The organism is Halomonas ventosae (assembly GCF_004363555.1).
Taxonomy (GTDB): Bacteria; Pseudomonadota; Gammaproteobacteria; order Pseudomonadales; family Halomonadaceae; genus Halomonas; species Halomonas ventosae.
Genome location: NZ_SNZJ01000004.1, coordinates 142,223 through 158,662 on the forward strand (window position 1 = coordinate 142,223; position 16,440 = coordinate 158,662).

17 protein-coding genes are annotated in these 16,440 nt (G+C 68.4%); 12 read left to right on the plus strand and 5 right to left on the minus strand.

Features of this window, described 5'->3' with window-relative positions; translation table 11 throughout:
* Positions 1 to 54 precede the first annotated feature (54 nt).
* The 9 genes from DFP85_RS04740 to DFP85_RS04780 all read left to right on the plus strand — a co-directional run bounded on the left by DFP85_RS04740 (position 55) and on the right by DFP85_RS04780 (position 8,754).
* On the plus strand, positions 55 to 666 hold the full coding sequence (locus tag DFP85_RS04740) for a pseudouridine synthase (protein WP_133635155.1): 612 nt from the start codon (positions 55 to 57) through the stop codon (positions 664 to 666).
* Positions 663 to 1,112, plus strand: a complete 450-nt coding sequence (locus tag DFP85_RS04745; protein WP_133635156.1) for an NUDIX domain-containing protein — start codon at positions 663 to 665, stop codon at positions 1,110 to 1,112. Before DFP85_RS04740 ends, DFP85_RS04745 begins: the two co-directional genes overlap by 4 nt.
* Positions 1,113 to 1,290: 178 nt before the next feature.
* The gene (gene mnmA / locus DFP85_RS04750; protein ID WP_133635157.1) at positions 1,291 to 2,421 is read left to right on the plus strand and encodes a tRNA 2-thiouridine(34) synthase MnmA; all 1,131 of its coding nucleotides are present in this window, start codon (positions 1,291 to 1,293) and stop codon (positions 2,419 to 2,421) included.
* The gene (hflD, locus tag DFP85_RS04755) at positions 2,418 to 3,059 is read left to right on the plus strand and encodes a high frequency lysogenization protein HflD (protein ID WP_133635158.1); all 642 of its coding nucleotides are present in this window, start codon (positions 2,418 to 2,420) and stop codon (positions 3,057 to 3,059) included. Before mnmA ends, hflD begins: the two co-directional genes overlap by 4 nt.
* A 46-nt stretch (positions 3,060 to 3,105) precedes the next feature.
* Positions 3,106 to 4,470 (plus strand): adenylosuccinate lyase, encoded by a 1,365-nt coding sequence (purB, locus tag DFP85_RS04760; RefSeq protein ID WP_133635262.1) that lies wholly within the window; start codon positions 3,106 to 3,108, stop codon positions 4,468 to 4,470.
* Positions 4,467 to 5,645: a cupin domain-containing protein gene (locus tag DFP85_RS04765; RefSeq protein ID WP_133635159.1), complete on the plus strand. Its 1,179-nt coding sequence runs from the start codon at positions 4,467 to 4,469 to the stop codon at positions 5,643 to 5,645. The genes purB and DFP85_RS04765 overlap by 4 nt, the downstream gene beginning before the upstream one ends.
* Positions 5,646 to 5,649: 4 nt before the next feature.
* Positions 5,650 to 6,081 (plus strand): GNAT family N-acetyltransferase, encoded by a 432-nt coding sequence (locus DFP85_RS04770; RefSeq protein ID WP_133635160.1) that lies wholly within the window; start codon positions 5,650 to 5,652, stop codon positions 6,079 to 6,081.
* A gap of 389 nt (positions 6,082 to 6,470) precedes the next feature.
* On the plus strand, positions 6,471 to 8,069 hold the full coding sequence (locus DFP85_RS04775; protein ID WP_133635161.1) for an isocitrate lyase: 1,599 nt from the start codon (positions 6,471 to 6,473) through the stop codon (positions 8,067 to 8,069).
* Between the two features lie 217 nt (positions 8,070 to 8,286).
* A complete protein-coding gene (locus DFP85_RS04780; RefSeq protein ID WP_133635162.1) occupies positions 8,287 to 8,754 on the plus strand; it encodes an outer membrane lipoprotein in 468 nt (155 codons plus the stop codon).
* Between the two features lie 105 nt (positions 8,755 to 8,859).
* On the opposite strand, the gene DFP85_RS04785 is transcribed toward DFP85_RS04780, so the two are convergent.
* On the minus strand, positions 8,860 to 9,141 hold the full coding sequence (locus DFP85_RS04785; RefSeq protein WP_133635163.1) for a hypothetical protein: 282 nt from the start codon (positions 9,139 to 9,141) through the stop codon (positions 8,860 to 8,862).
* A gap of 236 nt (positions 9,142 to 9,377) precedes the next feature.
* On the opposite strand from DFP85_RS04785, the gene DFP85_RS04790 reads away from it, so the two are divergent.
* Positions 9,378 to 9,860, plus strand: a complete 483-nt coding sequence (locus DFP85_RS04790; protein ID WP_133635164.1) for an FKBP-type peptidyl-prolyl cis-trans isomerase — start codon at positions 9,378 to 9,380, stop codon at positions 9,858 to 9,860.
* Positions 9,861 to 9,939: 79 nt separating this feature from the next.
* Here the strand turns inward: DFP85_RS04790 and DFP85_RS04795 are convergent, their stop codons facing one another.
* Complete coding sequence (locus DFP85_RS04795; RefSeq protein ID WP_133635165.1) at positions 9,940 to 10,584, minus strand: CDP-alcohol phosphatidyltransferase family protein; 645 nt, start codon at positions 10,582 to 10,584, stop codon at positions 9,940 to 9,942.
* A 1-nt stretch (position 10,585) separates the two neighbouring features.
* Positions 10,586 to 12,778 carry an FAD-dependent oxidoreductase gene (locus DFP85_RS04800; RefSeq protein ID WP_133635166.1) on the minus strand — a complete coding sequence of 731 codons (2,193 nt, stop codon included), beginning with the start codon at positions 12,776 to 12,778 and terminating at the stop codon, positions 10,586 to 10,588.
* Between the two features lie 170 nt (positions 12,779 to 12,948).
* Between DFP85_RS04800 and msrA the strand changes: the two genes are divergently transcribed.
* Positions 12,949 to 13,581, plus strand: coding sequence for a peptide-methionine (S)-S-oxide reductase MsrA (msrA, locus tag DFP85_RS04805; protein WP_133635167.1), 633 nt, complete (start codon positions 12,949 to 12,951; stop codon positions 13,579 to 13,581).
* Here the strand turns inward: msrA and DFP85_RS04810 are convergent.
* Positions 13,503 to 14,762 (minus strand): MFS transporter, encoded by a 1,260-nt coding sequence (locus DFP85_RS04810; protein WP_133635168.1) that lies wholly within the window; start codon positions 14,760 to 14,762, stop codon positions 13,503 to 13,505. The genes msrA and DFP85_RS04810 overlap by 79 nt on opposite strands.
* Before the next feature lie 110 nt (positions 14,763 to 14,872).
* Between DFP85_RS04810 and DFP85_RS04815 the strand changes: the two genes are divergently transcribed.
* Positions 14,873 to 15,760, plus strand: a complete 888-nt coding sequence (locus DFP85_RS04815; protein ID WP_133635169.1) for a LysR family transcriptional regulator — start codon at positions 14,873 to 14,875, stop codon at positions 15,758 to 15,760.
* A 7-nt stretch (positions 15,761 to 15,767) separates the two neighbouring features.
* Here DFP85_RS04815 and DFP85_RS04820 read toward each other — a convergent pair whose 3' ends face one another.
* A complete protein-coding gene (locus DFP85_RS04820; RefSeq protein ID WP_133635170.1) occupies positions 15,768 to 16,385 on the minus strand; it encodes an NlpC/P60 family protein in 618 nt (205 codons plus the stop codon).
* Positions 16,386 to 16,440 lie beyond the last annotated feature (55 nt).

A 16,440-nucleotide genomic window follows, 5' to 3' on the forward strand; every position in this document is an offset into this window, starting at 1 on the left:
TTATGGCATCGGGCGTTGATTGGCGTCAGGCACCCGGTATAGTGGAAGGAGACGATGAACCTCTACCTGCTGCACAAGCCCTACCGCATGCTCTCCCAGTTCACCGACCGTGGTGTCGGCGAATCGGAGCGCCGCGCCACCCTGGCCGATGTCATCCCGGTGCCGGGGGTCTATGCTGCCGGGCGCCTGGACTACGACTCCGAGGGCCTGCTGCTGCTCAGCGACGACGGCGAGCTGATCCATCGCATCAGCGACCCCCGCCACAAGCAGCCCAAGACCTACCGCGTGCAGGTGGAGGGCGAGCCCGATGAGGCCGCCCTGCAGGCACTGCGCAACGGCGTCGCGCTCAAGGACGGCAGCACCCGGCCCGCGAAGGTGCGGCGCCTGGCCGAGAGCGGGCTGCCCGAGCGGGACCCGCCCCTGGACACGCGACGCCACCCGCGAACCACCTGGCTCGAGCTGACCATCACCGAGGGCCGCAACCGCCAGGTCCGCCGCATGACCGCCCATGTCGGCCACCCCACCCTGCGGCTGGTCCGGGTGGCCATCGGCCCCTGGCGCCTGGATGGCCTGGCCCCGGGCGAGTGGCGACGGGAGACCCTTCACGCCCCGCGCAGGCCGCCGGCAGGCGCTCGCCGGGGCCAAGCAAGAGGAGGCCGCCGATGAGTCGCTGGCAACCCTATATCAGCGTGGCCACCGTGGTGGAACGGGCCGGGCGCTTCCTGATGGTCGAGGAGGACCGCGGCGGGGACGAGACCCTCTTCAACCAGCCCGCCGGCCACCTGGAGCCCGGCGAGCGCATCCAGGAGGCCGCCCTTCGCGAGATCCGCGAGGAGACCGCCTGGCAGGTGGGCATCACCGACTACCTGGGCATGTACATCTACCGCACGCCGGATGGCCTGACCTTCCACAGTCACGGCTTCTTCGGCATGGCCCTGGCCCACCTGGGCAACGAGCTGGACCCGGCCATCCTCGCCGTGCACTGGCTGACCCTCGACGAGCTCGAGGCGCTGGACCGGGAAGGCCGCCTGCGCAGCCCGCTGGTGCTGCGGCGCGTCCGCGACGCCCTGGCGAGCCGCTTCTACCCCATGGACGTGATCCACGAGCGCTGAGGGGGCAAGCGGCCAAGCGGCCAAGCGGCCAAGCGGCCAAGCGGCCAAGCGGCCAAGCCGAGGCTCAAGTAGAAAGCAAGACGTAACGAGCCCCCTTGCTCCTTGGCGGCTCGGCGCTCGGCGCTCGTATCATGTATAATCGCGCCCCATTTATGACACACCGATTCCGAGGGCGCCCATGACCGCCACCACAGGCAAGGTGATCGTCGGCATGTCCGGCGGCGTCGACTCCTCCGTGTCTGCCCTGTTGCTGCTGGAGCAGGGGTTCGACGTCGAAGGCCTGTTCATGAAGAACTGGGACGAGGACGACGGCACTGAGTACTGCACCGCCAAGGCCGACCTGGCCGACGCCGAGGCGGTGTGCGAGAAGCTGGGCATCCGGCTGCATACCGCCAACTTCGCCGCCGAATACTGGGACAACGTCTTCGAGCACTTCCTGGCCGAGTACCAGGCCGGGCGCACGCCGAACCCGGACATCCTCTGCAACCGCGAGATCAAGTTCAAGGTGTTCCTCGAGTACGCCGAGATGCTAGGCGCCGAGAAGATCGCCACCGGCCACTATGTTCGTGCAGGGCGGGTGCCCCAGGGCATCCGCGGAGAGGTCCGCCCGAGATTGCTCAAGGGGCTCGATCCCAACAAGGACCAGAGCTACTTCCTGCACGCCGTCCCCGAGGCCGCCATCGCCCGCACCCTCTTCCCGGTGGGCGAGCTGGAGAAGCCCGAGGTGCGCGCCATTGCCGAGCGCCATGACCTGGTCACCGCGCGCAAAAAGGACTCCACAGGGATCTGCTTCATCGGCGAGCGTCGCTTCCGCGACTTCCTCAAGCAGTACCTGCCGGCGCAGCCCGGCGTGATCGAGACCCCCGAGGGAGAGGTGATCGGCGAACACATGGGACTGATGTACTACACCCTGGGCCAGCGCCAGGGACTGGGTATCGGCGGGCTCGCCAACCATCCGGACGCCCCCTGGTACGTTGCCGCCAAGGACCTCGAGCGCAACGTGCTCGTCGCCGTGCAGGGCAAGCATCACCCGCTGCTCTACACCGACGCCCTGGCCACGGAGGCCATGGACTGGGTGGCCGGCACGCCCCCCGCCGCCGAGGGCCGCTACACCGCCAAGACCCGCTACCGCCAGGCCGACGTGCCCTGTACGTTCCACACGCGGGAGGATGGCGGGGTGGAGGTGCACTTCGATGAGCCCCAACGCGCCGTCACCCCCGGTCAGTCGCTGGTCCTCTACGATGGCGAGATCTGCCTCGGCGGCGGGGTGATCCGCGAGACCTGGAACGCCACGGAGCCTGACGCATGACCGCCTCGACCCCGATCCACCGCGCCCCGGACACCCCGACGGCCCGCCAGGCCCTGGCACTCGCCGGGGTCTTCCAGGCGGCCAGCCTGGTCGACGAGCTCGCCCGCACCGGCCAGGTCGACCAGCGCGCCTGGGAGACCCTGATTCGCGCCACTCTGGACACCAACCCCGAGAGCTTCGAGGCGATCTACGGCGGCCATCCCAACAACCTGCGCCGCGGTCTCGAGGTACTCGAGGGCGTGGTCGGCCGCCAGCAGGCCAACCCGGTGGTGCTGCGCTACGGCTTCTCGCTGCTGATGTTGATGAACAAGCTGCGCGGCAACGATGCCATGATGGATGACCTCGGCACGCGCCTGGCCCGCATCCAGGGCCAGGCCGAGCACTTCGGTGAGACCCACGAGAACGTCATCGCCAGTCTCGGCGAGGCCTACCAGGAGACGCTCTCGACCCTCAAGACCCGCATCGTCGTCCAGGGCGACCCCTCGCTGCTGCAGAGTCGCATGATGCCCGAGCGGGTGCGCGCCATCCTGCTTGCCGGCATCCGTTTCGCCCTGCTCTGGCACCAGCAGGGGGGGCGACGCTGGAAGCTGGTCTTCCAGCGCGGCGCCCTGAAGAAGACCCTCGACCAGCTGGGCTGACCCTTCCACTTCCCTTGACCGGAACCCGATCATGCAAGCCGCTTCCCTGCCTCTCTCCGCCCTGACCGCCCTCTCCCCCGTCGACGGCCGCTACGCCGGCAAGGCCGAGGCCCTGCGCGAGCACTTCAGCGAGTTCGGCCTGATCCGCGCCCGGGTCATCGTCGAGATCCGCTGGCTGCAGCGCCTCGCCGAGCACCCGCAGATCACCGAGGTGCCCAGGCTCTCCGCCGAGGCCACCGCCTTCCTCGAGGCGCTGCTGCGCGACTTCTCCCTGGAAGACGCCGCGCGCATCAAGGAGATCGAGCGCACCACCAATCACGACGTCAAGGCGGTGGAGTACTTCATCAAGGAGAAGATCGCCGGCCAGCCCGAACTGCACGCCGTCACCGAGTTCGTGCACTTCGCCTGCACCAGCGAGGACATCAACAACCTCTCCCACGGTGTGATGCTGACCGACGGCCTGAAGAGCCTGCTGCCGGTGATGCACCGGGTGGCCGACGAGGTCGCCAGGCTCGCCCATGAGCACGCCGCCCAGCCGATGCTCTCGCGCACCCACGGCCAGACGGCGAGCCCCACCACCCTGGGCAAGGAGATGGCCAACGTCGCCTACCGCCTGCGCCGCCAGCTCGCGCAGATCGAGGGCGTCGAGATCCTGGGCAAGATCAACGGGGCAGTCGGCAACTACAATGCCCATCTCGCGACCTACCCGGAAGTGGACTGGGAAGCCAATGCCCGCACCTTCGTCGAGGGCCTGGGGCTGACCTTCAACCCCTTTACCACCCAGATCGAGCCCCATGACTACATCGCCGAGCTGTTCGATGCGGTTTGCCGCTTCAACACCATCCTAATCGACTTCGATCGTGACGTCTGGGGCTACATCTCGCTGGGCTACTTCAAGCAGAAGACCATCGAGGGCGAGATCGGCTCCTCGACCATGCCCCACAAGGTCAACCCCATCGACTTCGAGAACTCCGAGGGCAACCTGGGGCTTGCCAATGCCATACTCGGCCACCTGGCCCAGAAGCTGCCGATCTCCCGCTGGCAGCGCGACCTCACCGACTCCACGGTGCTGCGCAACCTGGGCGTCGGCCTGGCCTATGGCCTGATCGCCTACGAGGCCTCGCTCAAGGGCATCGGCAAGCTCGAGGCCAACCCGGCGCGCATCGCCGAGGACCTCGACGCCAGCTGGGAGGTGCTCGCCGAGCCGATCCAGACGGTGATGCGCCGCTACGGCATCGAGAAGCCCTACGAGAAGCTCAAGGAGCTGACCCGCGGCAAGCGCATCGACCAGACCGGCTTCGCCGCCTTTATCGACACCCTGGCGCTGCCTGACAAGGTGAAGACCGAGCTCAAGGCCCTGAGCCCGGCGACCTATATCGGCAACGCGGAAGAGCAGGCGAGGAAGCTATGAACTCCGATGCGCCGCTGCCCACGCTGGGCGGCCTGACCGCCGCCGACTTCCTGCGCGACATCTGGCAGCAGAAGCCGCTGCTGATCCGTGGCGCCTTCCCCGATTTCCAGTGCCCGCTGGACCCGGACGAGCTGGCAGGGCTCGCCTGCGAGGAGGGGGTCGAGGCCCGCCTGGTGGAAGAACACGGTGCCGAGGGCCCCTGGCAGGTCCGCCACGGGCCCTTCGATGAGGCCACCTTCGCCCGGCTTCCCGAGCGCGACTGGACCCTGCTGGTGCAGGCCGTGGACCACTACGTGCCGGAAGTCGCCGAGGTGCTCGAGGCCTTCACCTTCCTGCCCCGCTGGCGACTCGACGACATCATGATCAGCTATGCCCCCCCGGGCGGCAGCGTCGGTCCCCACGTCGACCAGTACGACGTCTTCCTGCTGCAGGGCAGCGGCCGTCGCCGCTGGCAACTGGGCGGAAAGGTCGACGACGATGCTCCCATTCTCGACGGCATCGACCTGCGCATCCTCGAGACCTTCGAGGTCGAGGCCGGCAGCGATTGGGTGCTGGAACCCGGCGACATGCTCTACCTGCCGCCCGCCTGGGCCCACCATGGCGTCAGCCAGTCCGACGACTGCATGACCCTCTCGGTGGGCTTTCGCGCCCCCTCCGCGGACGAGGCGATCACCTCGTTTGCCGACTATCTCGGCGAGCAGCTGCCGGCATCACGGCGCTACGCCGATGCCGGCATGACGCCGCCCGAAGACCCCGCCGAGCTCGACGACGCCGCGGTGGCGCGCATGCGCCGCCTGATCCTGGAGACCCTGGACGACCCGGCCCAGCTGGCCCAGTGGTTCGGCCGCGTGATGACCCAGCCCAAGTACGTCGACCAGCTGGTCCCCACCGAGACCCCGACCGAGGTCGAGGCGCTTGTCGCCGCACTACAGGAGGGCGAGGAACTGGTACGCAGCCCCGGTTCGCGTTTCGCCTGGCGGGCCCTGGACGACGACCGCGCGACCCTCTTCGCCGATGGCGATGGGCTGAACTGTGCCCTGCCCCTGGCCCGGCACGTGGCCTCCGACGCCCCTCTGGACGCCGAGGTGCTGGCCCTGCCCGGCGCCGACGCGCTGCTCGCCCGCCTGCTCGATATCGGCAGCCTCGGCTGGGCCGCGGACTTCGCGGAGGAGTGAGGCCATGGACACCACTGTCGAGATTCGCGAAGGGGACTGGGCGGCAATCGGCGAGGCCGCCTCGGAGATCCGCCGGATCGTGTTCATCGAGGAGCAGCGGGTGCCGCGGGAGGAGGAGTGGGACGGCCGCGACCCCGAGTGCCGCCACTTCCTGGCCCTGCACGACAACCTCCCGCTGGGCACCGCCCGGCTGCTGCCCGATGCCCATATCGGGCGGGTGGCCGTGCTCGCCCAGGCCCGCGGCCTGGGGATCGGTGCCGCCCTGATGCGGGCCGCCATCGAGGCCGCCCGCCGTGACGGCCATGCCAGCGTGGAGCTCGCCGCCCAGACCCATGCCCTGGCATTCTACGAGCAGCTGGGCTTCATGGCCTTCGGGGACGAGTTCCTCGATGCCGGCATTCCGCACCGCAATATGCGCCTTGACCTCGACCATTGAGGCGCGATTACCCCGCTGGCTCCGCGGAAACCCGACTACAGGAAAGGTCCATCAAGGCACCGTCCTGTAGTCGAGTTACAACGACCTCTCCCCCCAAGTGTCAATTGTTGAAGCCCGTCCTCAGGGGCCATAGTGGCTGCCATGGCGAGGGTAAAACAGCTGTTTGCCAACGGACCCACGGGGTCAGGCACATCAGCTGGCACTCCCTCCCCGGGGTTCGACCAAGGCCGTAGAGACAAGCCCCGGCATCTGGTCGAACCTGACAGCACTTCGCAGATGCAGCATAAGGCATTGCCGAATGGTGCAGCAGGCGATTCCAGCGGCCGCGACACCGGTTTTTCCCGACATCGCGATCACGAGATTCCACTCCTGACCCGAAGGATGGCCCCATGACGACATTCAAAGACGAACTCAAGGCTCTGGCTCAACTGCGCGAAGCCCAGCAGGGCAAGTGGGACAACATCAACCCCGAGCATGCCGCCCGCATGCGCGTGCAGAACCGTTTCCAGACCGGCCTGGACATCGCCCGCTACACCGCCAGGATCATGCGCGAGGACATGGCGGCCTATGACGCCGACACCTCGCAGTACACCCAGTCACTGGGCTGCTGGCACGGTTTCATCGGCCAGCAGAAGATGATCTCCATCAAGAAGCACTTCGGCACCACCAAGCGCTCCTACCTCTACCTCTCCGGCTGGATGGTCGCCGCCCTGCGCTCCGAGTTCGGCCCCCTGCCCGACCAGTCCATGCACGAGAAGACCACCGTGCCGGGCCTGATCGAGGAGCTCTACACCTTCCTGCGCCAGGCCGATGCCTGGGAGCTCAACCACCTCTTCCGTGACCTGGACGAGGCCAAGAAGGCCGGTGACCAGGCGAAGGCCGACGAGGCCATGGCGAAGATCGACGGCTTCGAGACCCACGTCGTGCCGATCATCGCCGACATCGATGCAGGGTTCGGCAACGCCGAGGCCACCTACCTGCTGGCCAAGAAGATGATCGAGGCTGGCGCCTGCTGCATCCAGATCGAGAACCAGGTCTCCGACGAGAAGCAGTGCGGCCACCAGGCGGGCAAGGTCACCGTGCCCCACGAGGACTTCATCGCCAAGCTCAACGCCGTGCGCTATGCCTTCCTGGAACTCGGCGTGGATGACGGCGTGATCGTGGCCCGCACCGACTCCCTGGGCGCCGGCCTGACCCAGAAGATCGCCGTGACCAACGAGCCGGGCGACCTTGGCGACCAGTACAACAGCTTCCTCGACGGAGATGAGATCGCCTCGGCCTCCGACATCAACAACGGCGACGTCGTCATCAAGCAGGACGGCAAGCTGGTCAAGCCCAAGCGCCTGGCCTCCGGCCTCTACGAGTTCAAGCCGGGCACCGGCGAGGACCGCGTGGTGCTGGACTGCATCACCAGCCTGCAGAACGGTGCCGACCTGCTGTGGATCGAGACCGAGAAGCCCCACGTCGGCCAGATCGCCGGCATGGTCAACCGCATCCGCGAGGTCTGCCCGGACGCCAAGCTGGTCTACAACAACAGCCCGTCCTTCAACTGGACCCTGAACTTCCGCCAGCAGGTATTCGATGCCTGGGAGCAGGAGGGCAAGGACGTCTCCGCCTACGACCGCAACAACCTGATGAGTGCCGACTACGACGACACCGAGCTCGGCCGCCTGGCCGACGAGTGGACCCAGAACTTCCAGCGCGACGCCGCTCGCGAAGCCGGTATCTTCCACCACCTGATCACCCTGCCGACCTACCACACCGCGGCCCTCTCCACCGACAACCTGGCCAAGGGCTACTTCGGCGACGAGGGCATGCTGGCCTATGTGGCCGGCGTGCAGCGCAAGGAGATCCGCGAGGGCATCGCCACCGTCAAGCACCAGGACATGGCGGGCTCCAACATCGGGGACGACCACAAGGAGTTCTTCCACGGCGAGGCGGCACTCAAGGCCGGCGGCAAGGACAACACCATGAACCAGTTCGGCTGAGGCCGCTGGCAACACTCACTGGACCCATTGGGGAGGCCGATTGGCCTCCCTTTTTTCATATTGTCGGCCACCTGGCGGCGCTACACTCGTGACAGGAAGCCCGACGCGCTGGCCAAGCCGGTTTGCAGTGGGTAGACTCGTTAAAGAACACTGTCCATTAACCTTTGGTCACCCTCCGGGGACCGAGTGTTCGTCACGGACATCAAGGAGATCCTGAATGAAACGCCTTCTTCCCGTTCTGGCCATCGGCGTCCTGACCCTGACCGGTTGCGCCAATACCGCCCCCATGGGCGGCAACGTCTACAGCAGCAACCAGGTGGGCACCGAACAGACGGTCCGCTTCGGCACCATCCAGGCCCTGCGCCGGGTGCAGGTCCAGGCCGACAGTCGCGCCGGCGGCATCGTCGGTACCGGTGGCGGCGCGGTGATCGGCGGCCTGCTGGGTAATCAGGTGGGCGGCGGCTCCGGCCGCACCCTCGCCACCGCCGCCGGGGTCATCGCCGGCAGCGTGGCCGGCAGCAAGATCGAGGAGTCCTCCAACCGCATTGACGCCTGGGAGATGGAGATCCGTCGCGACGACGGGATGAACGTCGTCGTCGTGCAGAAGGCCGACCAGGCCTTCCAGGTCGGCCAGCGCGTCCGCCTGATCGGCAGCGGCAGCAGCATCAGCGTGGCCCCCTACTGAGATCGGCAACGACAGCCAGGGCAGCCGCCCATATGAAGAAGGCCCGCGGAGTGCTCCGCGGGCCTTCCTCGTTCCGGTCTTGATCGGGGATGAGCGGGGACGGCCTCAGTGCAGATCGACCTTGTTCATGGCCCAGCCGGCCAGCTTGGTGGCGACCAGTGCCACCAGGCCGATCACGATCACCGTGAACAGCAGGTCCACGGGACGCACGATGAAGGTGGCGCCCAGCACCGCCAGGGCCGGACACCATACCCAGCGATCATCCTCGCTGCGCAGCACGGCAGGCAGCAGCGCATCGAGAATGCCGCTGACGGAGGCCTCCCAGCGCTTCAGGAACAGATACAGGAAGACGGCAAAGGCGATCAGCCAGATCAGGGTCAAGGTCATGGCACTCTCCATGCAAGGGACGTTCGAAGGGAATCGGGAAATCGGACTCCGGCAAGGGTATCCCTGCCCGGTAGGCCACGCAACCGTCCGAAAGTCCCCCGCGCGCGGGCACGTTAGAGGGCGTGAATGCGGCTCAGGCTCGATCCCCACATCCTGAATTTCCTCCATGCCCCTGACAGTGGCTTGACTGCCGCGTTACCATGTCGCGCTACATGCACTCACCGAAAGGTTCATCAATGCAGATTGCGCAGAATTCCGTTGTCGCGTTCCACTACACCCTGACCAACGATTCAGGTGAAGTGCTGGACAGCTCGGAAGGCCGCGAGCCGCTGACCTACCTCCACGGCGCCGGCAACATCATTCCGGGCCTCGAGAAGCAGCTGGAAGGTCGCGCCACCGGCGACAAGCTCCAGGCCAAGGTTTCCCCGGAAGAAGGCTACGGCGAAGTCCAGCCCCAGCTGGTGCAGGAAGTGCCGCGTGACGCCTTCCAGGGTGTCGACAGCGTCGAGCCGGGCATGCAGTTCCAGGCCCAGACCCAGGGCGGCCCGCTGATGGTCACCGTGACCAGCGTGGAAGGCGACACCGTCACCGTCGACGGCAACCATCCGCTCGCCGGCCAGGCCCTGAACTTCGATGTGGAGATCGCCGAAGTCCGCGAGGCCAGCGAGGAAGAGGTCGAGCACGGCCACGTGCACGGCGAGGGCGGCCACGAGCACTGAAGGCTCGTCCGACCACAACGGCCGCCGAGAGGCGCCGCCGGATTCACGAGGGGGCAGCCAGGGGCTGCCCCCTCGTCGTTCAGGGATGAGATCCTTCCTGGCTGGCCTGCTCGAAGGCGCGCAGGGTGCGGTGCCCGCCCCATAGCCGGGTGGCGGTGGTGACCAGGCAGGCCGCGCCGAAGACCCACGCCAGCAGCGCAAAGTGCCCGGGAAACAGGCAGAAGAGCACGAAGGCCAGCACCGTCTCCGTGCCCTCGGTCAGACCGTGCAGGTAGTAGAAGGCCTTCTGCTGGAAGCGGGGCCGCTCCAGGCCGTGGCGCGTGGCCATGATGGCGAAGGCCAGGAAGGAGGTCCCGGTGCCGATGAAGGCGAACAGCAGGAAGGCCGCCGCCAGGGCATTGGCCGCCGGATCGGCCAGGGCGAAGCCCAGCACCACCGCCGCGTAGAAGACGAAGTCCAGGCCGATGTCAAGAAAGCCCCCGGCATCGCTCGCCTCTCGCGTCAGCCTGGCCAGGGCGCCATCCAGCCCATCGCCCAGACGATTGAGCAGGATGGCCACCAGCGCCGGCAGGGTCCACCCCAGGGCCAGCAGCGGCAGGGCCAGCATTCCCACCAGGAAGGCGGCGACCGTCACCTGATCGGGACGCACCTGGCACCTGGCGAGGCCACGGGACAGCCACGTCAGCGGCCCCTGGGTGAGCGGCATGGTCCAGCGATCGAGCATGCTACCTCCCCCTCTCCTCGGTACCGTCGCCACCCCGCCGCCAGGCGAAGTAGCGCTTAAGCCAGCCCAGCAGGCGCTCGGGCTTGTGGGCATTCTTCCACACCCCGGCCGTGGCCTTCACCGCCTCGCTGTGGGTCGGATAGGGATGGATGGTGCCCAGCAGCTTGTTGAGCCCGATGCCGCGGGTCATCGCCAGGGTGAACTCGGCGAGCATCTCCCCCGCCCCCTGGCCGACGATGGTGGCCCCGAGTATCCGGTCGCGGCCGGGCACGGTCAGCACCTTCACGAAGCCGCGGGTACTGCCCTCGGCGATGGCGCGATCCAGCTCGCTCAGGGCGTAGCGGGTGACCTCGACCTCGACGCCCGCCGCGAAGGCCTCGCGCTCGTTGAGCCCGACCCGCGCCACCTCGGGGTCGGTGAAGGTGACTGCCGGCAGGGCCCGATAGCTCACCCGGAAGCGCTTGAGCTCGCCGAACAGCGCATTCACCGTGGCATGCCAGGCCTGGTGGGCGCTGGCATGGGTCAGCTGATAGGGGCCCGCCACGTCGCCGCAGGCCCAGACGTTGGGCAGCACGCTCTGCAGGGCCTCGTCCACGGCCAGGGTGCCGTCGGGACGGGTCTCGACACCCAGGGCCTCGAGGCCCAGCCCCTCGACGTTGGCCTGGCGCCCCACTGCCACCAGCAGGTGGGAGAAGGGCAGCCGCTCGATCACCGCCTCGCCCCGGGCGTCATGCCCCTCGACCTCCAGGGCATGGCCACTGCCCTCCTCGGCCACCACCCGCAGCGCCCGGGTGGCGAGATGCAATGCCAGGCCCTCCTCCCCCAGCCAGGCCTCGACCTCGGCGGCCACCTCCCGGTCTTCCCGGGGCAGCAGCTGGCCCCCCATCTCCACCAGCGCCACCCGGCTGCCCAGCCGGGCGAAGCTCTGGCTCAGCTCGCAGCCGATGGGGCCCCCGCCCAGCACCACCAGGCGCTCGGGCAGTGTCTCGAGCCGCCAGAGGTTATCGGAGGTGAGCACCTCGATCGCCTCCAGGCCGGGCAGCGACGGCACGCGCGGCCGCGCCCCGCTGGCGATGATCACATGGCGCGTGGTCACCACCCGCTCGCCCGAGGCCTCGCGGATACGCACCCGCCAGGGATCCTCGAGGACGGCCTCCCCGGCGATCACCTCCACGCCGAGCCCCTCGTAACGCTCGCGACTGTCGTGGGGCTCCACCTCGCGGATGGCGCGGTGGACATGGCCCATCACCGCGGCGAAGTCCACCTCGGGCGCCCCGGCGGAGACCCCGTAGCGCGGGGCCTCGCGGATCTCGCTGGCGACACGCGCGGCCCGGATCAGCGCCTTGGAGGGGACGCAGCCGGTGTTGAGGCAGTCCCCGCCCAGGCGGTCGCGCTCCACCAGCGCGACCCGGGCCTTGACCGCCGCGGCGATATAGCTGGCGACCAGCCCGGCCGATCCGCCACCGATCACCACGATGTCCTGGTCGAAGTGGCGCGGGCGGTCGAAGCGACGGGCCAGCTGGCGCCGCTTGCCGATGGCCACCAGGGCACGGGCCAGCCAGGGAAAGAGGCCGATCAGCACGAAGGAGCCGATCAGCCCCGGGGAGAGGACCCCGGAGAGTGATTCCAGGTGGCCGAGCTCGCGCCCGGCGTTCACGAACACCGCCGTGCCTGGCAGCATGCCGACCTGGCTGACCCAGTAGAAGGTCAGCAACCGCATGCGGGTCAGCCCCATCACCAGGTTGATGACGAAGAAGGGAAAGAGCGGGATCAGTCGCAGGGTGAAGAGGTAGAAGGCCCCCTCGCGCTCGATGCCGGCATTGATGCGGGCGAGTTGGGTGGCAAAGCGCCGCTCCAGGGGCCCGCGCGCCAGGGTGCGGGCGATCAGCGCGGCCAGCGTGGCGCCGAGGGCGCTGGCGAAGGAGATCAGCAGCAGCCCCCAGCCGAAGCCGAACAGCGCCCCGCCGAGCAGGGTCAGCAGGGTCGCCCCGGGCAGCGAGACCGCCGTGATGGCCACGTAGATCAGGAAGAAGCCGCCGGCGACGGTCAGCGGTTCGGCGGCCAGCCAGGCCTGGAACTGCGCCTGCTCGGCCTGCAGGTTGTCGAGGCTCAGGGCCTGGTGGGCCCCACTGAGGAAGTAGGCCGCGACCAGCAGGGCGATCACGGCCGCGAGTATCAGGCGTCGTCGGGTCAAGGGAAGCTCCGATGGTGAAGGGTCGAAAGGTCGTCAGGGCGAAGGGGAACGCCGCTCTGTCGCGACGGGATAGCGTCCCTTACAGTGGGGGATGATTGGACAGGAGTTGTACGGAACCCCAGGCCAGAAACAGCCTCTAATCTATCACCCTTGCCCCATGGAGCCATACGATGCGCCTGCTGCCCCGCCCCATTTTTCGCCATCTCGCCCTGCTTGCCCTGCCGACCGCCATGGCCCTCTCCGGCACGTCCCAGGCCGATGGCGAGAGCGCCAGTGCCGTCTTCGCCGGCGGCTGCTTCTGGTGCATGGAGGAAGCCTACGACAAGGTCGAAGGGGTCAGGGCCACCATCTCCGGCTACAGTGGCGGCCACACCGAGGACCCGACCTATAACCAGGTAACGGCCGGCGGCACCGGCCATGCCGAGGTGGTCAAGGTCGACTACGACCCCGACCAGGTGGACTACGAGACCCTGCTGCACGTGTTCTGGCGCAACATCGACCCCTTCGCCGTGGATCGCCAGTTCTGCGACCAGGGCGCCTCCTACCGCAGCGCCATCTTCCCCATGGACGCCGAGCAGCGCGCGCTGGCCGAGGCCAGCCGGGACGCCGTCGCCGAGCGCTTCGACCAGCCCATCGCCACCGAGATCAATGACTTCGAGGCCTTCTACCCGGCCGAGGCCTACCACCAGGACTACTACCTGGAGAACCCGGTGCGCTATCGCTTCTACAAGTCGGCCTGCGGCCGCGTCGAGCGCCTCGAGGAGGTCTGGGGCGAGGAGGCCGGCGCCAGCGCGGCCTCCTGATCCTCGCGGCGTTCGCGCCGCCACAGCCAGCCGGCCAGCCCCAGGGTCACCGCCAGCATCAGCCAGGAGGCCAATGCCACGCCTGGCCAGCCGGCGGCCCGCCAGAACGGCTCCAGCCAGAAGCCGCCCAGGCTGGCGCCGCTGTAGTAGAACACCAGGTAGAGCGCCGAGGCGCTGCCCCGCGCCGCGCGGGCCCGTCGCCCCACCCAGCTCGAGGCCATGGAGTGGGCCAGGAAGAACCCGAAGGCGTTGACGGTCAGCCCGGCGATGATCCACCACAGCGACCCGGCCAGGGTCACCGCCGTGCCGACGATCAGGATCAGGATCCCCAGCATCATGCAGGCCGGCTGCGACCAGCGCGTGGCCAGCCGGCCGGAGAGCGACGAGCCGAGCGTGCCACCCAGGTAGGTCAAAAAGATCAGCCCCAGCACCCGGGTACCCAGCTCGAAGGGAGCATCGGCCAGCCGGAAGGTGATGTAGCTGTACTGGTTGATGAAGATCAGGAAGTTGAGCCCGCCGAGCAGGTAGGCGCCAAGCAGCAACGGATTGCGCAGATGGCCGCCAAGGTCGGCCAGGGCACCGCGCAGCTCGAAACGCCGCGGCTTGAAGGCGCGGGCGGCGGGCAGCAGCTTCCAGAACAGCGCCAGCCCGACCAGCGTCATCGCCCCCACCGCCAGGAAGCTGGCCGGTGCCCCGCCAACCTCGGCCACGGCGCCGCCCACCACCCGGCCGCTGATGCCGCCCAGGGAGTTGGCACCGATATAGAGTCCCACCGCCGAGAGCAGGGCCGGTCGCTCGAACTCGTCGCCCATCCAGGCGATCGCCACCGCCGGCAGCCCGCCCAGCACGAAGCCCTGCAGGGCACGCAGCGCCAGCAGCGTCTCGAAGTTCGGCGCGAACGCCAGCCCCAGCGAGAGCAGCCCGGCCGCCAGCAGGGTCAGGCGCATGATGGCGTCCCGGCCGATGGCATCCGAGAGCGGGCCGAACACCAGCAGCGAGGCGGCCAGCGCCAGGGTGGCAACCGACATCACCAGGCTGATGCCCAGCGTCGAGACCCCGAAGGCCTCGCGCAGCGCCGGCAGCAGCGGCTGTGGGGCATAGAGGTTGATGAAGACCAGAAAGGAGCCCAGGCACAGGGCCAGGGTGGCGCGCCACCAGGCGCGGGTATGTGCGGTGATCATGGTGTCCTCCGGCTTGGCAGGCCATGATCCATCGGCGAGAATGATAAGCCAAACAGAATATCCAGATCATTACCATCTGGTTTGCTTATGCCTCGAATCCCGTAACGCCGATGAGCCTGCCCTTCGACCTGCGCACCCTCAGGGTCTTCCTGGCCGTGGCCGACCAGAGAAGCTTCACGGCTGCCGCCCGGACGCTCCATGTGGCGCAGTCGGCGGTCAGCCAGACCATCGCCGGTCTCGAGAAGGGCCTGGAGTTGCCGCTCTTCCACCGCCACGAGCGACGCATCACCCTCACCCCCGAGGGGGAGGCCCTGGTTCCCCATGCCCGGGCGCTGCTCGACCGCGCCGAGGCCGCGCACCTCGCCATGCGCGAGCTGCATGGCCTGGTCAAGGGCGAGGTGCGCATCGGAATCCCCTCGATGCTCGGTTCCTACTACTTCCCGCCGCTGCTGATGGGCTTCAAGACCCGCCATCCCGGCATCCGGCTGACCGTGGTGGAAGCCGGTGCGCGACGCCTGCAGCGGATGATCGCCGACGGCGAGCTGGACCTGGGCGTGGTAATCGACGACGACAGCAGCCGTCACCTGGAACGGCGGCGCCTGGTGCGCGAGGAGATGGTGGTCTGCGTGCCGCGAGAGCACCCCTTCGCCCGGCGCGAAAGCGTCTCCGCCGAGGCCTTCTTCGGCGAGACCCTGGTGCTGTTCCAGGGTGGCTACTTCCACCGCGAGTTCGTCGATGCCCTGGCGCGCGAGACCGGCACCACGGCCGACATTGCCTTCCAGTCGAACCTGATACCGCTGACCAAGGCGATCGTCCGTCAGGGGTTCGGCATCACCACCTTCCTGCGGCGGGTGGTGGAGGAGCCGGAGCTCCAGGCGGTCTCCTTCGACCCGCCCGCCTGGCTGGACCTGTCACTGGCCTGGGGGCGCGGTGCCTACCTGTCGCGGGCCGAGCAGGCCTTCCTGGACTTCGTGCTGGCCCACCGCGAGGTGCTCTAGCAGGCCCTCAGCCCTCGCCGGTCTCGCCCAGGCGCCGGGCCAGCAGGGTCGGCTCCAGGGTGCGCCTCGCCTGCCAGAAGTGGCGCTGCCAGTAGCGGTTGTCGAGCTCGGAGATCATCACGCCCCGTGAGGTGGAGGCATGCAGGAAGCGGCCCTCGCCGACGTAGATGCCCACATGGCGGTAGGCCCCGGGGGGACGGAAGAACACCAGGTCGCCGGGACGCAGGGCATCACGCTCGACCTCGAGGCCGGCGCGCACCTGCTCCTCGGTGGTGCGCGGCAGGTCGAAGCGGAAGGTGTCACTGAAGACGTTCTGCACCAGGGCCGAGCAGTCGATCCCGCGAAAGGAGCTGCCGCCCAGCCGGTAGGGGGTGCCGGCCCAGCGCTCGTGCTGGGCCAGCAGGGCCCGGCGGATCACCCTCGGGGGCGGGTTGTGCAGGCCGCGGGCCTCCAGGATGGGATTGTCCACGGGGGACATCCGGGGGTTGGCGGGCATCCCGGGCAGGTCCCGGGCGAAGTAGCCGCCGACGGCCTCCTCCTCGACGCCGCCCGAAGCGGCACAGCCCGCCAGCAGCGCCAGGGCTCCCCCGATGACGGTGATGCGACACACGCGTTTGACCAGCATCCTGCGAAGACCTCGTTCCCTGAGCCGCACCCGTGCCTTCGACGCCCTGCGTCGT

What these genes read in the sequence shown, in the direction of transcription:
- DFP85_RS04740 (WP_133635155.1), top strand. Translation starts at nt 55, where the DNA reads ATGAACCTCTACCTGCTGCACAAGCCCTACCGCATGCTCTCCCAGTTC.
- DFP85_RS04745 (WP_133635156.1), top strand. Translation starts at nt 663, where the DNA reads ATGAGTCGCTGGCAACCCTATATCAGCGTGGCCACCGTGGTGGAACGG.
- mnmA (WP_133635157.1), top strand. Translation starts at nt 1,291, where the DNA reads ATGACCGCCACCACAGGCAAGGTGATCGTCGGCATGTCCGGCGGCGTC.
- hflD (WP_133635158.1), top strand. Translation starts at nt 2,418, where the DNA reads ATGACCGCCTCGACCCCGATCCACCGCGCCCCGGACACCCCGACGGCC.
- DFP85_RS04765 (WP_133635159.1), top strand. Translation starts at nt 4,467, where the DNA reads ATGAACTCCGATGCGCCGCTGCCCACGCTGGGCGGCCTGACCGCCGCC.
- DFP85_RS04770 (WP_133635160.1), top strand. Translation starts at nt 5,650, where the DNA reads ATGGACACCACTGTCGAGATTCGCGAAGGGGACTGGGCGGCAATCGGC.
- DFP85_RS04775 (WP_133635161.1), top strand. Translation starts at nt 6,471, where the DNA reads ATGACGACATTCAAAGACGAACTCAAGGCTCTGGCTCAACTGCGCGAA.
- DFP85_RS04780 (WP_133635162.1), top strand. Translation starts at nt 8,287, where the DNA reads ATGAAACGCCTTCTTCCCGTTCTGGCCATCGGCGTCCTGACCCTGACC.
- DFP85_RS04785 (WP_133635163.1), bottom strand. Translation starts at nt 9,141, where the DNA reads ATGACCTTGACCCTGATCTGGCTGATCGCCTTTGCCGTCTTCCTGTAT.
- DFP85_RS04790 (WP_133635164.1), top strand. Translation starts at nt 9,378, where the DNA reads ATGCAGATTGCGCAGAATTCCGTTGTCGCGTTCCACTACACCCTGACC.
- DFP85_RS04795 (WP_133635165.1), bottom strand. Translation starts at nt 10,584, where the DNA reads ATGCTCGATCGCTGGACCATGCCGCTCACCCAGGGGCCGCTGACGTGG.
- msrA (WP_133635167.1), top strand. Translation starts at nt 12,949, where the DNA reads ATGCGCCTGCTGCCCCGCCCCATTTTTCGCCATCTCGCCCTGCTTGCC.
- DFP85_RS04810 (WP_133635168.1), bottom strand. Translation starts at nt 14,762, where the DNA reads ATGATCACCGCACATACCCGCGCCTGGTGGCGCGCCACCCTGGCCCTG.
- DFP85_RS04815 (WP_133635169.1), top strand. Translation starts at nt 14,873, where the DNA reads ATGAGCCTGCCCTTCGACCTGCGCACCCTCAGGGTCTTCCTGGCCGTG.
- DFP85_RS04820 (WP_133635170.1), bottom strand. Translation starts at nt 16,385, where the DNA reads ATGCTGGTCAAACGCGTGTGTCGCATCACCGTCATCGGGGGAGCCCTG.